This window comes from Luteibacter sp. OK325 (assembly GCF_003050935.1).
Taxonomy (GTDB): Bacteria; Pseudomonadota; Gammaproteobacteria; order Xanthomonadales; family Rhodanobacteraceae; genus Luteibacter.
This window is the reverse complement of the sequence record NZ_QAOX01000003.1, coordinates 245,471-265,470: the sequence shown is the minus strand read 5'-3', so window position 1 is coordinate 265,470 and position 20,000 is coordinate 245,471. Positions and strand designations below refer to the sequence as shown.

Below are 20,000 nucleotides of genomic sequence, written 5' to 3'. Positions count from 1 at the left end.
AAAAATGACCGATATCCAGGTTCGCCGCACCAAGATCGTCGCCACCCTCGGACCCGCCACGGACGCGCCGGGCATGCTCGAGAAAATCCTCGAGGAGGGCGTGGACATCGTCCGCCTGAATCTCTCGCATGGCACCCCGGACGACCATCGCGCCCGCGCCGCCGCGGTCCGCGCGGCAGCGGACAAGGTGGGTCGCGAGGTCGGCATCCTGGCTGACCTGCAGGGTCCGAAGATCCGCATCGAGAAGTTCGCCGACGGCCCGATCGACCTCATGGCCGGTGACAGCTTCGTGCTCGACTGCCGCGCGGATGCTCCGGCTGGTAACCAGGCGCGTGTGGGCGTCAGCTATTACGACCTGCCCAAGGACGTGGTTGCCGGCGACGTGCTGCTGCTCGACGACGGCCTGATCGCCCTTTCGGTGATCGAGATTGCGGGCAGCGAAATCCGCACCCGTGTCGTCATCGGTGGCCGTCTGTCCGCGCGCAAGGGCCTCAACCGCCAGGGCGGTGGCCTCAGCGTCAGTGCGCTTTCCGACAAGGACCGCAACGACATCAAGCTGGCCGCCGAGATGGGTGCCGACTTCCTTGCCGTCTCCTTCGTCCGTTGCGCTGAAGACCTGCATGAAGCCCGTCGCCTGATGCGCGAAGCCGGTGGCGATGCCGCCATTGTCTCCAAGATCGAGCGCGCCGACGCCATTCCCGTCCTCGGTGAAATCATCGACGCGTCCGACGTGGTGATGGTCGCTCGCGGTGATCTCGGTGTGGAAATCGGCGATGCCGAGCTGCCGGGTCTGCAGAAGAAGATCATCCGCGAGTCCGTGCAGCGCAACCGCTCGGTGATTACCGCGACGCAGATGCTGCAGTCCATGGTCCGCGCGCCCATCCCGACCCGCGCCGAAGTGCTCGACGTGGCCAATGCCGTCATCGACGGCACCGACGCCGTGATGCTTTCGGAAGAAAGCGCCGCCGGTGCGCATCCGGACAAGGCCGTCGCCGCCATGCGTCGTATCTGTCTCGGTGCCGAGCGTCAGTTCGAGCCGCGCGACGACCTGCGCCCGGACACCCACTCTCTGGATCGCAGTGACCAGGCCATCGCGCTGGCCGCGATGCTGCTGGCAGCCCAGGTGGGCGTGCGCGCCATCGTCGCCCTGACCGAGTCCGGTGCGACCGCCCAGTGGCTGTCGCGTTATCGCTTCGCCGTGCCCATCTACGCGATGTCCCCGTCGGACATGGCCCGCCGCCGCATGCTCATGCTGCGCGACGTGCAGCCGGTGGACTTCGAGCAGAGCAACCTCGACCCGGCGCACACCGCACGCGCCGCGCTCCAGCACCTGTTCGCGCTGGGCAAGCTGGCCAAGGGCGACCGCGTCATCCTGACCCACGGTGACCACATCGGCCGTGGCGGCGGTACCAACACGCTGAAGCTGCTCGTCGTCGGCGAAGACGGCATCGCCGACAGCCTGCGCGACCTTTAAGGCCGGCTCTTGTGGGAGCCGATTCATCGGCGAAAACCAGGGTGAGGTAACCCTCATCGCCGCTGAAGCGGCTCCCACACAAGGCCCCACACAAGGCCCCACACAAGGCCCCACACAAGGCCCCACACAAGACCTGCGCAGGTCCTGTGTGGGAGCCGCTTCAGCGGCGATGCTCTGCCACCGCACGATTTCACACGCATCGCATGCGTGCGCAGGGTTAAACTTGAGGTCCTGGCAAATCACCGAGGGCGTCATGATCCGACTCAAGCTCCGTACCGGCGCCATTGCCGCCACCGTTCTTCTGCTGGTCGCCGGCGCCGCCGAGGCGCAGAACCTCCGCCGTGTCGCCCCCGAGCGCCTGACCGGTTACTGGTTCCTGACCAACAAGTCGGTCAATCCCGACGTTCCCAACACCGGCAAGAACCTCGACCAGCCCACCTGCGTCGCAGTGAGCTACATGATCGGCTCCGACGGCCGCACGCAGAACGCCAAGATTGAAAAGGTGGTCCCCGCAGGCGACCTCGGCCAGGTCGGCGTGAGCATCGTCAAGCAGCTCACCTACGTGAAGGGCTCCCAGAACGGCACGGCCGTACCGGTGCAGACCTACTACGTGACCGGCTTCAACCTGCCGGAAGATCCCGCTAAGAAAACGGCGATCCTGGACAAGTGCAAGCTGCCGGGCTACCAGACCACTTGATCGCGCCGCACAACGGTTTTCGCGGAGTCGTCCCTTATACTCCGCCGGTTTTTGCATACCACTACACCTAAACGGAGTTGTCATGAGCATCGAAAATCTCGATCAGGTCGCGCTGGCGATGGTGGCCACGGGGAAAGGCATCATTGCCGTCGACGAATCCACCAACACCATCAGGAAGCGCTTCGAAGCCGCCGGTGTCGAGAACACCGAGGAAAATCGTCGTCGCTATCGCGAGTTGCTGCTGACCGCGCCCGGCCTGGGTGAGCACATTTCCGGTGCCATCCTGTTTGACGAAACCATTCGCCAGAAGACCAGCGACGGCACGCCGCTCGTCGACGCCATGAAGAAGGCCGGCATCATCCCGGGCATCAAGGTCGACAAGGGTCCGGTGCCGCTGGCGGGTTTCCCGGGCGACGTCATCACCGAAGGCCTCGACGGCCTGCGTGACCGCCTCAAGGAATATGCGCAGCTCGGCGCGCAGTTCGCCAAGTGGCGCGCAGTGATCAACATCACCGACGACAACCCGAGCTCCACGGCCATCGAGGCCAACATGGAGAATCTGGCTCGCTACGCCGCGTTGTGCCAGGAAGCCGGTCTGGTGCCGATGGTCGAGCCGGAAATCGTCATGGACGGTCCGGAGAGCACGCACGACATCGACGTGAGCTACGAAGTGCACGAAGCCGTGCTGCGCAGCCTCTTCAATGCGTTGTATGCGCATAACGTCATGCTCGAAGGCCTCATCCTGAAGGTCAGCATGGTAATTCCGGGCAAGAATGCGCCCGCGGATGAGCAGGCTACGCCGGAACAGGTCGCCGAAGAGACCGTGCGCGTCCTCCGTACCACGGTGCCGGCAAGCGTGCAGGGCATCGTGTTTCTTTCGGGCGGCCAGAGCGACGAGCAGGCCACCGAGCACCTGGACCTTATCAACAAGCTGGGCCCGCATCCGTGGCCGGTCAGCTTCTCTTACGGGCGCGCGCTCGTTGCCGAGGCGCTGAACGTCTGGTCGAAGGACCTGACGGGTAACTACGAGAAGGCGCAGAAGGTTGTGCGTGAGCGCGCCAAGGAAAATGGCGACGCTGCACTGGGTCGTTGGACCAAGCGCGGCTGATCGAAAGCACATTTGTGAAGACAGACGCCGGGTTCATCCCGGCGTTTTTCTTTATTATCGAAAGAAATGCCTGGGGGGGGACGGATGAAGCGCAAGGATCGACTCGCATTGGGGTTGGCGTTGGGGGGCGTGCTGCTGGTTGCAGCATGGGTGGCGGTGGCGCCGCCGGCGAAGCTTGTGGGGCAGGGTAGTGCGTCGAAGCCAGTGTCTGCCGCCAGCACGCCGTCACGGGTCGTTTCCACACCGCTCCCGGCACAGCGGCGGACGGCGGGTGTACCTGTGGGGCTGGCCTCCATAACGGCCACGCCGGGTGCCGAACCGCCGCCTCTCTTCACGTACAACCAGGAGGTGACGCCGCAGAAAGAGGACGGCTACACCCTGTACCCCGTGAAGATCGACGTGGACCAGGCGCTCGCCGCCGCACTCTCGGGGCGGATGACACTGGTGACGCCGGATGGAACGAAGGTGTCCCTCGCCTACGATCGTCATATCACGCACGATGACGGCAACTGGACCTGGATCGGCAGGGAAGATAGCGACGACACCAAGACGGACAGCGTCATTACGTTCGGCTCCAACGCTACCTTCGGCACGCTTCCGTCGGTAAACGGGCAGCAGTTGAAGTTGACGACCATTCACGGCAAGACCTACCTCGCGTCCGCGCCGCTGGCGCAGCTCAAGGAAGGCGTGCGCCCCGGCGGTGACACGCTGGTCACGGCTGGAGGAACGAACGTGGCCGCATCTGCCTCGCCATCGGTTGTCACGTCGGCTGCTCCGTCATTGTCGGGCACGATTCCTACCGTCGATGTCATGATCGGGTTCACCACCGGATATGCGGCCTATCGCGGCGGTACGGACGTGGCTACGACGGCTATCACCAACCTGGTGGACAACGCCAACAGCATTCTCTTGAACTCCAATGTGCAGGCCGATTTCAGACTCGTCGGCACGATGGAGGTCGCGTACCCGGACACGGGCGACAATGGCGACACGCTCAGCCTCTTGGCATCGGGCAGCACGGCAGCCACTCCCGGCTCGTTGCGCTTCTATCGCGACCAGTACGGCGCGGACCTCGTATCGCTTGTTCGGCGCTACGACACCAGCCAGAACGGCTGCGGCATCGCCTACATCCCCCAGGCCAATTACGCCACGACTGGGCCCGACCAGGCGTTCTCGGTCATCGGCGATGGTTCCGTCGATCTGGGGAACGGCTACACGTCGTATTGCGCCGTGACCACGCTGGCTCATGAAATGGGGCATAACCTCGGCGCGCAGCATAATCGCCAGACCAACTCGACGGGTGGTCTGTTTGCGTTCTCGTATGGATACAGGAACGATTCGGCGGGATTCTACGACGTCATGTCCTATGGTCTCGACGGGCAGGAAGCTGAACGCCTTTACTCGACACCCAACCGTTCCATCTGCAAAGGGCTTCCCTGCGGCGATGCGGCTTCCGCCGATGTCGCACGGACCCTTAGCCAGACCATGCCTATCGCGGCGACATTCCGCGCGACGGTGGGACCTCCTGTCGACACGTCGCAGCCCGGCCAGATCGTCGGACAGAATGGACGTTGCCTCGACGGCCGCGGCGGTAGCACCGCCAATGGCACCGCTGTGCAGGTATGGGCTTGCAACGGCTTGCGCCAGCAGCAATGGGTGCAGCACCCGTTCGACGATACGATCTGGGGTGGCGCGGACCTTGTCCTGGATGTGACCGGATACGGAACCACTAGCGGTACACCGGTGCAACTGTTTGCACCAGAGAAGACGTCCAACCAGCGGTGGTCGTTCCATGAATCGGCGATAGTCGCAGCCGGCGGTCGCGTCCTCGACGCCATCAGCTTTGGCAGCGCAAACGGTACGCGGCTACAGCTTTACGATGATGTCGGATCGCCCAATCAACGATGGATGTTCTATCCAGCATCCGGCCAGATACGCATCGACACCGGGCGGTGCCTGGATGTGCAAGGCGGAGGTAACTCGCTTGGAACGCCGGTCCAGCTGTGGGATTGCCTGGGGAATCCAAACCAGACATTTCACCTCGGCCCCAACGGAAGCATCGTAAGCGCCGGTGGGCTTTGCCTGGACGCAACGGGATACGGCATGACAAACGGCACGCTTCTGCAGATGTGGAACTGTACGGGCGCGGCGAACCAGCGCTGGCGCCTGCGCGGCGAGATCCGCGCGTTGAACTCGGACATGTGCCTGCAGGACCCGGGCAACGGCCAGATCAATGGTGCGCAGACCCAGGTCGGCGCTTGCCAGGGAACAGCCAATCAACGTTGGGAATATCAGCCGAACTAAAGCACTGTGGCCGCCCCGTTGCCAATCCGCATAGGGGTTCGCAATCGACGATTGGTAGTTGCGTTAGAATCGCGTCCGTCCCGCCATGCGGGGCCTCGCGTCTTGCACGGACGCGGGCAACGGAACAGGGAAATTCATGAAGAAAGTTCTTCTTACGGCGGTCCTGACGGTCGCCACTGCGGCAGCTTCTGCCGTTCGCGCAGATACCGCGGAGACCGGTGAAGCGTTCCTCTCCGTCCAGGCGGGCCGCAGTCAGTTCGCCTCGAATCAGCTGCTGATGCCTCGTCCATCGGGTCTTTTCATCGGTACGCGCGACGATCATTCCGATCGTAGCGATCAGGCATTCGGCATCTCGGGCGGGTACCGATGGCCTGTGTCGGAGTCGATCAAGGTCGGTATCGAGGGAGGTTACGTCGACCTCGGCAATGCGACCGCGCGCTATAGCCAACACCAGGATTTTATCGGTTCGTACATCGACTCCCGGGAGAACCGTCGCGAAAAGGCGCAAGCGCCTTTTGTTGGCTTCAACGGTCGCTGGATCATCGGTGACGCCTGGTCGCTAACGGCCAGGGGCGGTATTGCCCGTTATCGGTCCCGCCTTGACGTCGACGGCGCCTCGACGCTCAGCAGCGGCTCCTCATCTGAAAGCCATGAAAAATACGAGCGTACGAGCCTGTCCTACTACTACGGCCTGTCGTTCGGCTACGACATTACGTCGCGGCTTGGTATTGCGCTCTCGTTCGACCGATACAACCCCGAGGTCAAGGGGCAGGTTTTCGGCCAATTGCGGAAAGAAAATGTGCGGGTGACGGTCCCCGGCCTTCGCGCCGAGTACCGGTTCCAGTAACGCGAAAGGCCGGCACTCCAGGGCGCCGGCCTTTTTCTTGCTACACGTTGAGCCGCTCTATCAGAAGCGGTATTCAGCACTCACCGAGGCCACGTTCGTGGACAGGTTGAGACCGTTCTTCTTCGCGTCGTAATGGTCGTAGTTCACGCCGAGGCTGAAGTCCTGCGTGAGGTTGTAGCCCACGCCTGCGCCGGCATACCAGCTGGTCTTGTCAAAGTTGTGGCGCGTGATGTCGTCGTGGCTCACACCGTCGCCCTTCCAGGCGTAGAGACCGGCACGGCCGCTGATGTACCACTTCGGATCGATGTTGAAGCGACCGTTCACGCCGGCGGTCCAGCCATGCAGGCTCGACTTGCGGCCGTCGATGGCGTTGCCACCGGTGACCAGGTGCTTGGCGTGGATGTTGCCAAGGTCGTTGTAACCGCCTTCGACACCCAGCGCGAGCGACGGGCTTACAGCCCAGCGATAACCGCCGTTGATGTCATAGGCGACGTCATGCCCGTCGTAATTGCCCTTGTTCACTTGCGCGCGTCCGGCACTGCCGTTGACGAAGAAGCCGGCGCCGCTGGCGTCCTGCGCGAAAGCCGGGGCCGCAACCATACCGGCCGCCATGAGGCCAAGGGCGATGAGGGTCTTTTTCATGGGGAAAACTCCTGCTTATTCTTTATGCGTTCGATGCGGGTGGCATGGGGATGCCAACTCGCCACAACACACGAGCGGGGGTGCCGTGCGTCCAGAAATGAGATGCGGCGTCGCCGCAATAGATTCAATACCCATAAGTTCACTATTAAGAGAAGATTAAGCCACGGCGATTTCGCGCCGTGGCTCATCACATCTAAACAACGAACGGGCATTCGATCAGAAGCGGTATTCGCCAGCCAGCGAAACGATGCCGGTCGAGCGCTTCAGGCCCACGCTGGTGTCGCCCGTGGCGTTGTCCATGACCTTGCCCGCATTCGCATGGAAGTAGTCATAGGTCAGGCCCACACCGAAGTGCTCGTTGATGTCCCAGCCGGTGCCGACGCCGGCGTACCAGCTGCCGCGGTTCGGGCGACCGCCGTTGGAGAAGCCGAGATCCTGGCCGACGCTGTTGTTGTAATTGTTGTTGTTGTCATTGGCGCGGAAGTAACCGCCGTGACCACTGAGGTACCAGCCCGGCACGAGGTTGATCTTGCCGTTGACACCGAGCATCCAACCGCGCAGCGCGTTCTTGGTCTTCTTCTGGTCGACGTCCTGGTCCGCCTCAAACGCGTTCTTCACGCGGAAATTGCCCAGATCCGTGTAGCCCGCCTCGACGCCGAGGCCGAGATCGGGACCGACCTTCCAGCGGTAACCGCCGAGAAGACCGTAGCCGGTGCGACGACCCTGTTCGCCGTGCAGGGGATTGAACCCACTGGTATTGCTGCCGAAGCCGCCGGTGTCGCTACCGTTGGTGCGACCGACGTTGGCGCCGATGAACCAGTTACCGCTACCCACGGCCTGGCTCGGCTGGTAATTGCCGGTGACAGCCGGGTTGCTGTCCTGGGCGAAGGCCGGAATGGCCGCAAACGAGACGCAAGAAACTGCAAGGGCAAGAGCTGCCTTTTTCATGGGAGTGTTCCTCTTATTTTCGGGGCGGCAACCGACCCGTGGGGGTGGGGGAAGATCGGCTGCCGTGGTCGATTAGAGTCCTCCGAACCTGAAGAGATTCAAAAAAGCGAAGGGAAAGATTAAGGCGGAGTTAACTTTGCGCTTGCAGCATGAACGTCCACGACAAGCTGCGACCAATGCGCGACAATCATGGTTTTTCCGCCGCCTGTTAACTGGAGAACGCCGATGACGACACGTCGCGAACGCGCAAACGCGATCCGCGCCCTGGCCATGGATGGTGTGGAAGCCGCCAATTCCGGCCACCCGGGCATGCCGATGGGTATGGCCGATATCGCCGAGGTCCTGTGGGGCGATTTCCTGCATCACAACCCGACGAATCCGCATTGGCCCAATCGCGATCGCTTCGTGCTGTCGAACGGCCATGGCTCCATGCTGCAGTACGCGCTGCTTCACCTGACCGGCTACGACCTGCCGATCGGTGAACTCAAGCGCTTCCGCCAGCTCGGTTCAAAAACCGCTGGCCACCCGGAGTTCCATCACACCCCCGGCATCGAGACGACCACCGGTCCGCTCGGCCAGGGCCTGGCCAACGCCGTCGGTTTCGCGATCGCCGAGGAAGTTCTCGCCGCGCGCTTCAACCGCCCGGGCCACGACATCGTCGACCATCACACCTTCGTGTTCGTGGGTGACGGTTGCCTCATGGAAGGCATCTCGCACGAAGTGTCCTCGCTTGCCGGCACGCTCAAGCTCGGCAAGCTCGTCGCGGTTTACGATGACAACGGCATTTCCATCGACGGCGAAGTCCACGACTGGTTTACCGATAACACCGCCGAGCGCTTCCGCGCCTACGGCTGGAACGTGGTCGTCGGCGACGACGACAAGCCGGTCGACGGGCACGACGCCGACGCGATCAAGAAGGCGCTTGCCGCCGCCACTTCGCAGAGCGAAAAGCCCTCGCTGGTCATCTGCAAGACGATCATCGGCTTCGGTTCGCCGAACAAGGAAGGCAAGGAATCCTCGCACGGCGCCGCGCTGGGCAAGGAAGAGGTTGCTCTCGCCCGTAAGCAGCTGGGTTGGGAATACGGTCCGTTCGAAATCCCGCAGGCCATGTACGACTCGTGGAGCGCGAAGAAGAGCGGTGCCGATTCCGAAAAGGCCTGGAACGACAAGTTCGACGCCTACGCCAAGGCGTTCCCAGAACTCGCCAGCGAGCTCAAGCGTCGTCTGTCCGGTGAGCTGCCGGTCAACTGGAAGGAAGGCGCTGCCGCCTTCATCAAGAAGATGCAGACCGAAGGTCCGGTCGTCGCTTCGCGCAAGGCATCGCAGATGTCGCTCGACGCCTATGGCCCGCTGCTCACCGAACTCATCGGTGGCTCCGCGGATCTGGCCCCGTCGAACCTGACCATCTGGAAGGGCTCGAAGAACATCGCCACCGGCGGTGCCGAAGGCAACTACATTCATTTCGGCGTGCGCGAGTTCGGCATGACGGCGATCTCCAACGGTATCGCGCTGCACGGCGGCTTCATTCCGTACGACGCCACCTTCCTGGTGTTCTCCGACTACGCCCGCAACGCCGTGCGCATGTCCTGCCTGATTCCGGCTCACGCCATCCACGTGTACACGCATGACTCGATCGGCCTGGGCGAAGACGGCCCGACCCATCAGCCGGTCGAACATCTGGGTTCGTTGCGCCTGATTCCGAACAACCGCGTGTGGCGCCCTGCCGATGCGGTCGAGTCGGCGGTGTCCTGGAAGGTGGCGATCGAGCGTGCGGGTAACCCGTCCTGTCTGATCTTCTCCCGCCAGAACCTCAAGCATAATCCGCGCACCGACGAGCAGGTGGCGAACATCGAGAAGGGCGGTTACGTCCTTTGGGAACCGGCGGAGAAGTTCAAGGCGATCATCATCGCCACGGGCTCGGAAGTCGGTATCGCCGTGGAAGCCGCGCAGGCGCTGGGCGACCAGGGCGTGCCGGTCCGCGTCGTATCCATGCCCTGCACGGAAGAGTTCGACGCACAGCCGGTCGAATATCGTGAAGGCGTCCTGCCGTCGTGGTGCCGCGCACGCGTCGCCGTCGAAGCGGCCAGCGTGGACTTCTGGTTCAAGTACGTCGGCCTGGACGGCAAGGTCATCGGCATGACCACCTTCGGCGCTTCCGCCAAGATCGACGACCTCTACCAGCACTTCGGTATTACGACACCGAACATCGTCGATGCGGTCAAGAGCGTGATCAAGTAAGCGGTAAAGCGTTACCGCGTGTATGAAAAGGGCCTCCGAAAGGAGGCCTCTTTTTTTGCGCGTTTGTTAAGGTCGATGGCGTGTTTTCGCCTCGCATGTTCTCCAGTTCTCATAGCAGTGCGGCGGGGTACCTCGGCGGTCGAAGTTCTTGTCAACGGGGCTCATGAAGACGGGGACGACGCGCAGGCGCTGGTAGAGCGGAAGGAGCGCGCCGGGCGTTGTCCAATGCACCTGCCCAGGTGCCATTCGAGTCACCATGGGTCTTTTTCCTCTTACTAGTTGAGCCCTCCAGGGGCGTCATCAAGTTAGGGGTGTCGACGTGTAATCAGCAGGTCGCCAGATGGCCGCGAAAGGCGGATCCGTGGCGGCGAAGGACTACGCGGCAACTTTTTCAGGGGCGCGTCCCGTCTGGTAACCTTGCCATTCCGGGCACCGAATCCACCGTTCATGACACCGACCCCCCAACGACACGCGTACCTCCCGTACGTCGACGGACTGCGAGCCATCGCGGTCCTCGCGGTGGTGCTCTATCACCTGAATCCGGCATGGTTGCCGGGCGGGTTCGCGGGCGTCGACATCTTCTTCGTGATCTCTGGCTTTGTCGTAGCGGCCTCGGTCGGCGAGCGCGAGCGCACGTCGCTGCCCTCGTTCATCAGTTACTTCCTGTCGCGACGCATGTTGCGCATCGCCCCCGCGCTGATCGTGTGCCTGCTGGTGACCGGACTGGTCGCGGCGGTGTTCATCCCCGATGCCTGGTTGAGCGAAAGCAACCAGCGCACAGGAACCTACGCCTTTTTCGGCTTCGGCAACCTGATGCTGGCGCGCTACGGCAACGACTACTTCTCGCCGATCTCCGAGTACAACCCGTATACGCATACCTGGTCGCTTGGTGTCGAAGAACAGTTCTACCTGTTGTTCCCGCTCCTGTTCTGGGTGTGGAGCTTTCGCGGGCGCTGGCGCAGCGTCGTCGCGGGGGCTTTCATTGTCGGTGGCCTCTGGTCGTTCGTTCATGCCATGCGCATGGGGTCGGTCGACCACGCTGCAGCGTTTTACCTGCTGGCGAGTCGGTTCTGGGAGTTGGCAGTGGGCGTGTTGCTGTACCTGGGCATGTCCATGGCGGGGCGCAGGTTCGACACGTTCGATCCGGTAACGCCTCGCTGGTTGCTTCCGGTGGCCGGCCTCGCCTCCATCGCCTTGTTGCTAAGCCTTTTCACGTCCCAGCCGAGCACCTTCCCCGCTCCCGGCGCCGTGCTGCCGGTGCTCGCCACGGCGGCCTTGCTCGGCTTGTTGCACGGGCGGCCGATGAGCTTTCCGCTGGTGCGCGCACTGACCTGGCATCCGATGCTTCGGATCGGTCGGCTGTCCTATTCGCTTTACCTGTGGCACTGGCCGGTGTTCGTCCTGTTTCGCTGGACCGTCGGCACGGGTTCGCTTGCCACGCGTATCGCCGCGCTGGCGATCGCCGTGATTCTCGCCGTACTGTCCTGGCGTTACGTTGAAACTTCCGTTCGTCGGGCGCCGCGACTCAAGGCCATGCCGCGCATCGCGGTGGTCGCCTGTGGCGTGGTGGCGCTTTACGCAGGCATGTGGATCAGCAGCTGGGTAGATCGTCGCCAGCCCGTGCTTTCGGTCAGCTCCGTTTCGCGTCACGCGGAGGATTGGTACCCGTCGCGGAAAGCCACGGTCACGAGTGCGGCGGGATGTTCCGTGACGCCGATTCGCGAGCCGGTGGGCGACGGCTTCCGGGTGATCTTCGAACGCAAGGCCTGTACCGGTCCGGTGACGGCGCCGGATGTGTTCGTGATCGGCGATTCGCACGCCATGGCCTACGGCACGATGTTCAGCGATTACGTGCTGGATACCGGTGCCCGCGTCGTCCTCTACAACAACGGCGGCTGTCCCTTCCTGAGCCTGCAGCCATGGCGCGAGCAAACACCGCGTTGCCTCAAGGTGGCGGGACAGGCGCTCGAGCATATGCTGCCGAAGCTGGGCTCCGGCGATGTGGTTTTCATGCCGTCGTTGCGGGTGCCGCGCTTTGTCGACCAGTGGGATCGTCTGCCTCAGGACGATATCCCGGCGCGCGTGTTCAGCGATGCCGCGGCGAAGGAGCGCGACGCCGCTGTGCTTGCTGGAGCGCACGTGCTCCAGCGCATCCAGGCGACCGGCGCACGCACGATGCTCGAAGCGCCGGACCTGGTAATGAAGGCGCCGCTGTTTCGCTGCGCCGATGTATGGACCACAAGCAATCCGGTCTGCGCCGATGGCACCGTGGTGAACCGCGCCGAGTTCGAGCACCTGCGCGCGCCCATGCTGGGCTCGATCCATTCGCTGGCGGGCCAGGTACCCGGCTCGTACGTCTGGGATCCATTCCCCGTGCTTTGTCCCGCCGGCGTGGAGTGCAACGGGTTCCTTGACGGCAAACCGCTGTTCTTCGATGGCGATCATCTCAGCGGCTTCGCCAATCATCTGCTGTTGCCGTCATTCACACAGGCGACCCGGCAGCTCCAATCGACTGTCGTGCCGACGGCCGCAGCAGCGACCGTCGACTAACGACGCGGGGCCAGCAAGGCGCCGCTAGTCCGCCATGACCGCCGCAGTGAGCGTCGCGATATCGGCAGGCGTGTTGGCGACCTTCCAGGCACCGGCGGCTTCCAGCTCCTCGCGATCGCCGAAGCCCCAAAGCACGCCGATGGCACGTACGCCATTGGACACGGCGCCTTCCATGTCATAGAGGCGGTCGCCAACCATGATCGTTTCCTCGGGCGGTTGGCCGAAATCGGCCAGTGCGGCTGCGATCATCGTGGCCTTCTCGCTGTGCGCGGTCGACAGGTCGGGCGCGTAGACGCGCTCGAACAGATGACCGAAGGGCAGGTGGGCGATGATCGGACCCGCATGCGGCAGCGGCTTGCTGGTCACGACAGCGAGGCGATGGCCGGCCGCGGACAGCGAAGCGATCAGCTCGGGGATGCCGTCGTAGACGGTATGTTCCGACCAGCCCACGTCGCGGAAGCGTTCGCCGTAAGCTGCGACAGCAGCCTCGATGCGTTCGTTGTCGTCACCGAGGATCGCCGCGTAGCTGACGCGCAGCGGCGGGCCGACCCAGGCGCGCAACGCGGCGTCGTCCGGCGACTCCGCGCCGACGGTCGCCAGGGAATGGCGAACGCCGGCGAAGATGCCGATTTCGGAATCGATGAGGGTGCCGTCGAGATCGAAGAGGTACAGCATCAGTTCTTATCCGCGCGGGCCTTGAGCGCCGCGACCGCCGGCAGCTCCTTGCCTTCGAGGAATTCGAGGAAGGCACCGCCGCCGGTGGAAATATAGGAGACGCCGTCTTCAATGCCGTACTTGTCCACGGCAGCCAGCGTGTCGCCACCGCCGGCAATGGAGAAGGCCTTCGAGGCGGCAATCGCGCGGGCCAGTGTCTCTGTACCCTTGCCGAAGGCGTCGAACTCGAACACGCCGACCGGGCCATTCCAGACCACGGTGCCTGCCTTGGCGATCAGCTCGGCGTAGCGCTTTGCGGTGTCGGGGCCGATGTCGAGGATCATCTCGTCGTCGGCGACCTCGCTCACCTTCTTGACGGTGGCCTTGGCCGTGGCGGCGAATTCGGTGGCGACGACCACATCGGTCGGCACCGGCACGTCGGCGCCGCGCGCCTTGGCGTCGGCGATGATTTTCTTCGCGATGTCGAGCAGGTCGGCTTCGACCAGCGACTTACCGACCTTGTGGCCTTCGGCGAGGATGAAGGTGTTGGCGATGCCACCACCGACGATGAGCTGGTCCACGCGGCCGACGAGGTTCTGCAGCAGTTCGAGCTTGGTCGACACCTTGGAGCCGGCGACGATGGCGAGCAGGGGCTTGTCCGGGTTTTCCAGGGCCTGACCCAGGGCATCGAGCTCCTTCGCCAGCAGCGGACCCGCCGCGGCAATCGGCGCAAAGCGGATCACGCCATGGGTGGATGCCTGGGCGCGATGCGCGGTACCGAAGGCATCCATGACGAAGACGTCGCAGAGTGCGGCGTACTTCTTCGACAGGGTTTCGTCGTCCTTGCCCTCACCGACGTTCATGCGGCAGTTCTCGAGCACCACCACTTCGCCCTCGGCCACGTCGACACCGTCGAGGTAGTCGCGCACCAGGCGCACGTCCTTGCCGAGCTTCTTGCCCAGCCACTCGGCGACCGGCTTCAGCGAGGAGGCTTCGTCGAACTCGCCTTCCTTCGGCCGTCCCAGGTGGGAAATGACCATGACCTTCGCCCCGGCGTCACGCGCGGCGACGATGGTCGGCAGCGAGGCGTCCAGGCGCTGGGTGGAGGTGATCTTCCCGTTTTCCACCGGGACGTTGAGGTCCTCGCGGATCAGCACGCGCTTGCCGCGCAGGTCGAGGTCTTGCATGCGGATGACGGACACGTTGGACTCCAGCTTCGGTTCGGAGAAACGCCCATTGTATGTGGGAGCCGCTTCAGCGGCGATAATTCCGCGGTCCGCCAAAGGAAGCCCCATGCCCCTCGTCCTCTATACCTACTGGCGCTCCAGCGCCGCCTATCGCGTCCGCATTGCCCTGAACCTGAAGGGCCTGCCTTACGAAGCCCGTCCGGTGCATCTCCTCAACGAGGGTGGCGAGCACCTCAAGCCGGCCTACCGCGAGCTCTCCCCGCAGGCGCAGCTGCCGACCCTGCTCGATGGCGACCGCACGATCCGCCAGTCCATGGCCATCCTGGAATATCTGGACGAGACCCGCCCCGAGATACCCCTGATGCCGGCCGATGCGCTGGGCAGGGCGCGTGTTCGCGAGCTGATGCAGGCCGTGGGCACGGATATCCACCCGCTGGGCAACCTGCGGGTTCTGAGAGCGATCGAGGCGGAGTTTGGGGCGGACCAGCCAGTCAAGGAGGCGTGGTCGCGGCGCTGGATCAAGCAGGGTTTCGACGGGATCGAGGCGCTGCTGGCGCAAGGGCCATCAGGGCGCTTCAGTTTCGGCGACACGCCGACACTGGCCGATTGCTGCCTGGTGCCGCAGTTCTACAACGCGGTGCGCTGGAGTGTGGACCTGACGCCGTACCCGACGATTCGCCGGGTAGTCGAGGCTTGCCAGGCGCTGGAGGCATTCCAGAAGGCCGCGCCCGAGGCGCAGCCGGACGCTCCATGAGATAGGGCAGGTAGGACAGGGTCTTTATGTGGGAGCCGATTCATCGGCGATGGGCCTTACAGCTTCCTCGCTCCGTTGGCTTTTCGCCGCTGAAGCGGCTCCCACATGTCTCCTATTCGCCTCTCAGACGCCGATGCCGTAGGGATCGCTGGAAGCGAACTCGTTGCTCGTCGAGCCTTCGGACAGGCGGATCTTCAGGGCCAGGCCATCGCGCGAGTCCGCCTTATTCAGGGTTTCCTCGAGGGTGATGTAGCCGTCCTTGTACAGCCGGTACAGCGACTGATCGAAGGTCTGCATGCCTTCCTGCAGGCTGCGGTCCATGGCGTCCTTCACCTCGTGGATCTGGCCGCGACGGATCATGTCGCGGATCAGCGGGGTGTTGAGCAGCACCTCGGTCGCCGGCATGCGGCGGCCGTCCTTGCCGATCACCAGACGCTGGCTGATCACCGCGCGCAGGTTCAGGGCCAGGTTCATCAGCACGTTCTTGTGCGCCGACTCGTTGAAGAAGTTCAGGATGCGCTCGAGCGTCTGGTCCGCATTGTTCGAATGCAGGGTGGCCAGGCACAGGTGACCGGTTTCCGAGAAGGCGATGGCGGCCTCCATGGTCTCCGTGTCGCGGATCTCGCCGATCATGATCACGTCCGGCGCCTCACGCATCGCGTTCTTCAACGCCTCGTGGTAGCTGTGCGTGTCCAGGCCTACTTCGCGCTGGTTGATGATGGAACGCTTGTGGCGGTGCAGGTACTCGATGGGATCCTCGATGGTGAGGATATGGCCCGAGCTGTTGTTGTTGCGGTGGTCCAGCATGGCCGCCAGCGTGGTCGACTTGCCGGAACCGGTGGCACCGACGCAGAGGATCAGCCCGCGCGGCTCCATGATCAGGTCACGGAAGATGGTGGGCAGGCGCAGCTCTTCCAGCGACGGAATCTCGCTCTTGATGGCACGGATGACCATGCCGATCTCGCCGCGCTGCTTGAACACGTTGATGCGGAAGCGCCCCGCCTCCTTCACGGCCAGGGCCATGTTGAGCTCGAGATCGCGCTCGAACTGGGGCACCTGGCCCTCGTCCATGAGCGAATAGGCGATTTTCTTGACCATGCCGCTGGGCAGGCCTGTGTTTCCTAACGGGTAGAGCTTGCCTTCCACCTTGATGTTCACAGGGGCGCCGGTCGTCAGGAACATGTCCGACGCGCCCTTGTCCACCATTAGCTTCAGGAAATAACCGATATCCACCTAAACCCCCGGGCGTTCGCATTACAATCGAGATGAGGTCTGCCTAGACCTTCATATATCGACAATATCTCGCAAACCTGTAAGAGGATAACGAGTGATGGTGCACATCTTGCCGTCGAAAGCCCTTTCCAAGGGCCGCCGGCTCCTCGCCCTGGCCTCCTTAGGCCTGGCGATTGCTACTCTCGCTGGCTGCGCCAGTGCTCCGCCGCCGGATGGTGCCATGAATCAGGCACTAGCTCAGCTACAGGCGGCGCGCGACGCAGGTGCAGCCGATTATGCGCCGGTCGACCTCGACTATGCGCAGGGTAAGTTCCGCCAGGCGCAAACCGCCATGGCGAGCCGCAAATACGACGAGGCGGCCGTGCTGGCCGACGAGTCGCGTGCGGATAGCGAACTGGCCCGGGCCAAGGCCCGCCTGGGTGCCGCCCGTGCCCAGAACCAGACCAAGAGCCAGGAAAACTCGCATATGCGCGTCGAGATGATCGACAACCACGCGAACGACACGGTGCCGATCCCGACCAACGTGCAGGAAACCGAAAGCGTCCTGCCCGAGCCGACCGACTCCACGCCGCCGCCCGTGGGCGGTGAGACCCAACCGCTGAACGACCATCAGGGAGGCCAGTGATGAAGCGCTCGACTATCCTCCTTGCCGCCCTGGCTCTTGCCGTTTTCTCGGCAGGGTCGGCCATGGCCGCCACGGACGACCTCGATATCCGCCGGCTGAACTCGAGCCTGGACCAGCTCTCGGCCGATCCCGTCCTCGGCGGCTACGCCCAGGCCGAGCAGGCCCGCGCCCGGGAAGCCATCAACCAGATGGCCCAGTTCAAGCCCAAGGAAAAGGAGCACGCGCACTACCTGTACATTGCCGAGCGCCGCGTGGACATCGCCAAGGCGATGGCGCAGTTCCAGGACGCTCAGGGCAAGTCGGCGCAACTGGACCGCGAGCACGACTCCATCCTGCTCGAGGCCAGCCGCCTCGACGCCGAGATGGCCCGTCGTCAGCTTGAGCAACAGCGTGCCCAGAACCAGATGATCCAGGAAGAGGCCGCCCGCCTGCAGCAGCAGGGTGTGGAGTACTCCCAGGCGCTGGACCAGGCCAAGGCCGAGGGCGACAAGGCCCGCCAGGTCGCGGCTGCCCAGGCCAAGGTCGCCAACGCGGCCAAGAAGCAGGCCGCCCTGGCCGAGGCGGCGGCACGCGCCATGCGTGACGCCAGCTCTTCCGACGGTGCCGCCGACCCGGCGCCCACCCCGAAGAAGTCGAAGAAAAGCAGCAACGGCAACTGAGCCGGCCTGACCCTGTGGGAGCCGCTTCTGCGGCGATTGGGTGCTTGCGGATGAGTTGGTTGATCCGCTCTGCAGGAATCGCCGATGAATCGGCTCCCACACCAGTAAGTCCCAGCCCCGCCATCTGGCGGGGCTGGCGGCTTGGTTGAGGCGTAAACCGTTGCGCCTGCAACCGTTTTTTCGTGCGTGAATTGAGAAAGATCGGTCTTGCGACACCCCTCTGGGCGGAGTAGCTTCGAACTCCCGTCACGCGAAAAACACGTGACGGCCCCTCCCCAACGCGAGGAGTTCGCTATGTTCGAAAACCAGCAGCGCGACGACGTAGAGCAGTTCATCCACGCCGATGCCGACACCCGTCGTCTCTTCTACCGCCACCAGGAACTCGACACCAAGTTGCATGACGCCAACACCGGCTGTCTGCCTATGGACGATCAAAGCCTGGCGGGACTCAAGAAAGAAAAGCTGCACGCGAAGGAAAAGCTCCAGCGAATGTGGGATAGCTGGCAGCAATCACGACACTGACCCGGTCTTCGGGTACACAAATTCATAAGAACGGGCACGGGAACGTGCCCGTTTTTTTTGTCCGTCGCCTACACCGAATGGATCGGCCGATCAGCCGGGCATCGGTTCAGGGCGTCACCCTTTATCATGTGCGCCCATAGGGCGAGGTCGCAGGGACCGTGCCCGGAAAAAGACGGAGTTCCAATGAGTGTTCATGACAGCGTCCTCGATCTGATCGGCCACACCCCCATGGTGCGCGCCCAGCGTCTGGATACTGGCCGTTGCGAGCTCTTCCTGAAGCTGGAAAGCGCCAATCCCGGCGGTTCGGTGAAGGATCGTATCGGCATGTCGATGATCGAAGGGGCTGAGCGCGCCGGAAAGATCAAGCGGGGCGACACCCTCGTGGAAGGCACGGCCGGCAATACTGGCCTGGGCCTCGCCCTCGTCGCGCAGCAGAAGGGCTACCGCCTGGTCCTGGTCGTGCCCGACAAGATGAGCCGCGAGAAGATCTTCAACCTCAAGGCCATGGGTGCCGAGGTGGTGCTTACCCGCTCCGACGTGGCCAAGGGTCACCCCGAGTACTACCAGGACATGGCCGAGCGCATCGCCCGCGAAACCCCTGGGGCCTACTTCATCAACCAGTTCGGCAACCCGGACAACCCGCTGGCGCATCAGCAGACCACCGGCCCGGAAATCCTCGAGCAGATGGATGGCAAGGTCGACGCCATCGTCGTTGGCTGCGGCTCGTCCGGGACGATGAGCGGCCTCACGGCCTACCTGCGCGAGCATTCGCCGCATACGCGCATCGTCCTGGCCGATCCCGTCGGTTCCATCCTGGCCGAGTACATCAACGAGGGCACGCTCTCGGAGAAATCCGGTAGCTGGATGGTCGAAGGCATCGGCGAAGATTTCCTCCCCTCGATAAGCGACTTCTCCATGGTCGAGAAGGCCTACGCCATCAGCGACAAGGAAAGCTTCCTGGCCGCGCGCGAACTGCTGGCGAAGGAGGGCGTCCTCGGTGGTTCGTCCACCGGCACACTGCTTGCCGCCGCGCTGAAGTACTGCCGCGAGCAGACCGAACCCAAGCGCGTGGTCACCCTGGTCTGCGACACGGGTAACAAGTACCTGTCGAAGATGTACAACGACTACTGGATGCTCGACAACGGCTTCCTCGAGCGCGAACGCTACGGCGACCTGCGCGACCTGATCCTGCGTCCCTATGCGCAACGCGATACGGTCGTGATCAAGCCGGACGACATGCTGGTCACCGCCTATAACCGCATGAAGCTGTACGACGTCTCGCAGCTGCCGGTGATGGAGGGCGAGCGCATCGTCGGCATCCTCGATGAGTCCGATGTGCTGATGCACGTGCACTCGGACGAAACCCGGTTCCGCGATCCGGTCTCCACGGCGATGATGGCTTCGCCGGAAATGCTCCAGGTCCGCGAACCGATCGATGCACTATTGCCTGTGTTCGAGAAGGGGCACGTGGCCATCGTCGTTGATGGCGAACAGTTCCTGGGGCTGATCACCCGGATCGACCTGCTCAACTACCTGCGCCGCAAAGTCAACTAAGCAT

Annotated in this window: 17 protein-coding genes; 12 read left to right on the top strand and 5 right to left on the bottom strand. The window is 63.4% G+C overall.

Annotated features, from left to right (window positions below; all coding sequences use genetic code 11):
- Positions 1–4 precede the first annotated feature (4 nt).
- From pyk to C8J98_RS08905, 5 genes are all read left to right on the top strand, one after another.
- Positions 5–1,474, top strand: a complete 1,470-nt coding sequence (gene pyk / locus C8J98_RS08925; protein ID WP_107912841.1) for a pyruvate kinase — start codon at positions 5–7, stop codon at positions 1,472–1,474.
- Positions 1,475–1,727: 253 nt separating this feature from the next.
- A complete protein-coding gene (locus tag C8J98_RS08920; protein WP_107912840.1) occupies positions 1,728–2,171 on the top strand; it encodes an energy transducer TonB in 444 nt (147 codons plus the stop codon).
- 82 nt (positions 2,172–2,253) lie between these two features.
- Positions 2,254–3,279, top strand: coding sequence for a class I fructose-bisphosphate aldolase (locus C8J98_RS08915; protein WP_107912839.1), 1,026 nt, complete (start codon positions 2,254–2,256; stop codon positions 3,277–3,279).
- An 84-nt stretch (positions 3,280–3,363) separates the two neighbouring features.
- On the top strand, positions 3,364–5,583 hold the full coding sequence (locus C8J98_RS08910) for an RICIN domain-containing protein (RefSeq protein WP_158272654.1): 2,220 nt from the start codon (positions 3,364–3,366) through the stop codon (positions 5,581–5,583).
- 136 nt (positions 5,584–5,719) lie between these two features.
- Entirely contained in the window at positions 5,720–6,430 is a 711-nt protein-coding gene (locus tag C8J98_RS08905; protein ID WP_158272653.1) for an outer membrane beta-barrel protein, read from the top strand.
- A gap of 60 nt (positions 6,431–6,490) precedes the next feature.
- Here C8J98_RS08905 and C8J98_RS08900 read toward each other — a convergent pair whose 3' ends face one another.
- Both C8J98_RS08900 and C8J98_RS08895 read right to left on the bottom strand, forming a co-directional pair.
- Entirely contained in the window at positions 6,491–7,072 is a 582-nt protein-coding gene (locus C8J98_RS08900; protein ID WP_107912836.1) for a porin family protein, read from the bottom strand.
- Between the two features lie 216 nt (positions 7,073–7,288).
- Positions 7,289–8,020 carry an outer membrane beta-barrel protein gene (locus C8J98_RS08895; protein WP_107912835.1) on the bottom strand — a complete coding sequence of 244 codons (732 nt, stop codon included), beginning with the start codon at positions 8,018–8,020 and terminating at the stop codon, positions 7,289–7,291.
- Between the two features lie 225 nt (positions 8,021–8,245).
- Here C8J98_RS08895 and tkt point away from each other — a divergent pair, with 225 nt between their 5' ends.
- Both tkt and C8J98_RS08885 read left to right on the top strand, forming a co-directional pair.
- Positions 8,246–10,258, top strand: a complete 2,013-nt coding sequence (tkt, locus tag C8J98_RS08890; protein ID WP_107912834.1) for a transketolase — start codon at positions 8,246–8,248, stop codon at positions 10,256–10,258.
- A gap of 447 nt (positions 10,259–10,705) precedes the next feature.
- Positions 10,706–12,808, top strand: a complete 2,103-nt coding sequence (locus tag C8J98_RS08885) for an acyltransferase family protein (RefSeq protein ID WP_107912833.1) — start codon at positions 10,706–10,708, stop codon at positions 12,806–12,808.
- Between the two features lie 24 nt (positions 12,809–12,832).
- Here the strand turns inward: C8J98_RS08885 and C8J98_RS08880 are convergent, their stop codons facing one another.
- On the bottom strand, positions 12,833–13,483 hold the full coding sequence (locus C8J98_RS08880; protein ID WP_107912832.1) for an HAD hydrolase-like protein: 651 nt from the start codon (positions 13,481–13,483) through the stop codon (positions 12,833–12,835).
- Positions 13,483–14,664 (bottom strand): phosphoglycerate kinase, encoded by a 1,182-nt coding sequence (locus C8J98_RS08875; RefSeq protein WP_107913059.1) that lies wholly within the window; start codon positions 14,662–14,664, stop codon positions 13,483–13,485. Before C8J98_RS08875 ends, C8J98_RS08880 begins: the two co-directional genes overlap by 1 nt.
- Positions 14,665–14,755: 91 nt before the next feature.
- On the opposite strand from C8J98_RS08875, the gene maiA reads away from it, so the two are divergent.
- A complete protein-coding gene (gene maiA, locus C8J98_RS08870) occupies positions 14,756–15,403 on the top strand; it encodes a maleylacetoacetate isomerase (protein WP_107912831.1) in 648 nt (215 codons plus the stop codon).
- 123 nt (positions 15,404–15,526) lie between these two features.
- Here the strand turns inward: maiA and C8J98_RS08865 are convergent, their stop codons facing one another.
- Positions 15,527–16,636, bottom strand: coding sequence for a PilT/PilU family type 4a pilus ATPase (locus C8J98_RS08865; protein WP_107912830.1), 1,110 nt, complete (start codon positions 16,634–16,636; stop codon positions 15,527–15,529).
- 220 nt (positions 16,637–16,856) lie between these two features.
- Here C8J98_RS08865 and C8J98_RS08860 point away from each other — a divergent pair, with 220 nt between their 5' ends.
- The 4 genes from C8J98_RS08860 (at position 16,857) to C8J98_RS08845 (ending at position 19,996) form a co-directional block, all read left to right on the top strand.
- Positions 16,857–17,261: a DUF4398 domain-containing protein gene (locus C8J98_RS08860; RefSeq protein WP_233260171.1), complete on the top strand. Its 405-nt coding sequence runs from the start codon at positions 16,857–16,859 to the stop codon at positions 17,259–17,261.
- Entirely contained in the window at positions 17,261–17,920 is a 660-nt protein-coding gene (locus tag C8J98_RS08855) for a DUF4398 domain-containing protein (RefSeq protein WP_158272652.1), read from the top strand. The genes C8J98_RS08860 and C8J98_RS08855 overlap by 1 nt, the downstream gene beginning before the upstream one ends.
- A 294-nt stretch (positions 17,921–18,214) precedes the next feature.
- On the top strand, positions 18,215–18,442 hold the full coding sequence (locus C8J98_RS08850; protein WP_107912828.1) for a YdcH family protein: 228 nt from the start codon (positions 18,215–18,217) through the stop codon (positions 18,440–18,442).
- Between the two features lie 183 nt (positions 18,443–18,625).
- Positions 18,626–19,996, top strand: coding sequence for a pyridoxal-phosphate dependent enzyme (locus C8J98_RS08845; RefSeq protein ID WP_107912827.1), 1,371 nt, complete (start codon positions 18,626–18,628; stop codon positions 19,994–19,996).
- Positions 19,997–20,000 lie beyond the last annotated feature (4 nt).

Excerpts from the sequence above, each read along its gene's own strand:
- C8J98_RS08860 (WP_233260171.1), top strand. The coding sequence starts at position 16,857 with ATGAATCAGGCACTAGCTCAGCTACAGGCGGCGCGCGACGCAGGTGCA.
- maiA (WP_107912831.1), top strand. The coding sequence starts at position 14,756 with ATGCCCCTCGTCCTCTATACCTACTGGCGCTCCAGCGCCGCCTATCGC.
- C8J98_RS08855 (WP_158272652.1), top strand. The coding sequence starts at position 17,261 with ATGAAGCGCTCGACTATCCTCCTTGCCGCCCTGGCTCTTGCCGTTTTC.
- C8J98_RS08850 (WP_107912828.1), top strand. The coding sequence starts at position 18,215 with ATGTTCGAAAACCAGCAGCGCGACGACGTAGAGCAGTTCATCCACGCC.
- C8J98_RS08910 (WP_158272654.1), top strand. The coding sequence starts at position 3,364 with ATGAAGCGCAAGGATCGACTCGCATTGGGGTTGGCGTTGGGGGGCGTG.
- C8J98_RS08885 (WP_107912833.1), top strand. The coding sequence starts at position 10,706 with ATGACACCGACCCCCCAACGACACGCGTACCTCCCGTACGTCGACGGA.
- C8J98_RS08880 (WP_107912832.1), bottom strand. The coding sequence starts at position 13,483 with ATGCTGTACCTCTTCGATCTCGACGGCACCCTCATCGATTCCGAAATC.
- C8J98_RS08905 (WP_158272653.1), top strand. The coding sequence starts at position 5,720 with ATGAAGAAAGTTCTTCTTACGGCGGTCCTGACGGTCGCCACTGCGGCA.
- C8J98_RS08845 (WP_107912827.1), top strand. The coding sequence starts at position 18,626 with ATGAGTGTTCATGACAGCGTCCTCGATCTGATCGGCCACACCCCCATG.
- pyk (WP_107912841.1), top strand. The coding sequence starts at position 5 with ATGACCGATATCCAGGTTCGCCGCACCAAGATCGTCGCCACCCTCGGA.
- C8J98_RS08920 (WP_107912840.1), top strand. The coding sequence starts at position 1,728 with ATGATCCGACTCAAGCTCCGTACCGGCGCCATTGCCGCCACCGTTCTT.
- C8J98_RS08900 (WP_107912836.1), bottom strand. The coding sequence starts at position 7,072 with ATGAAAAAGACCCTCATCGCCCTTGGCCTCATGGCGGCCGGTATGGTT.
- C8J98_RS08895 (WP_107912835.1), bottom strand. The coding sequence starts at position 8,020 with ATGAAAAAGGCAGCTCTTGCCCTTGCAGTTTCTTGCGTCTCGTTTGCG.
- tkt (WP_107912834.1), top strand. The coding sequence starts at position 8,246 with ATGACGACACGTCGCGAACGCGCAAACGCGATCCGCGCCCTGGCCATG.
- C8J98_RS08915 (WP_107912839.1), top strand. The coding sequence starts at position 2,254 with ATGAGCATCGAAAATCTCGATCAGGTCGCGCTGGCGATGGTGGCCACG.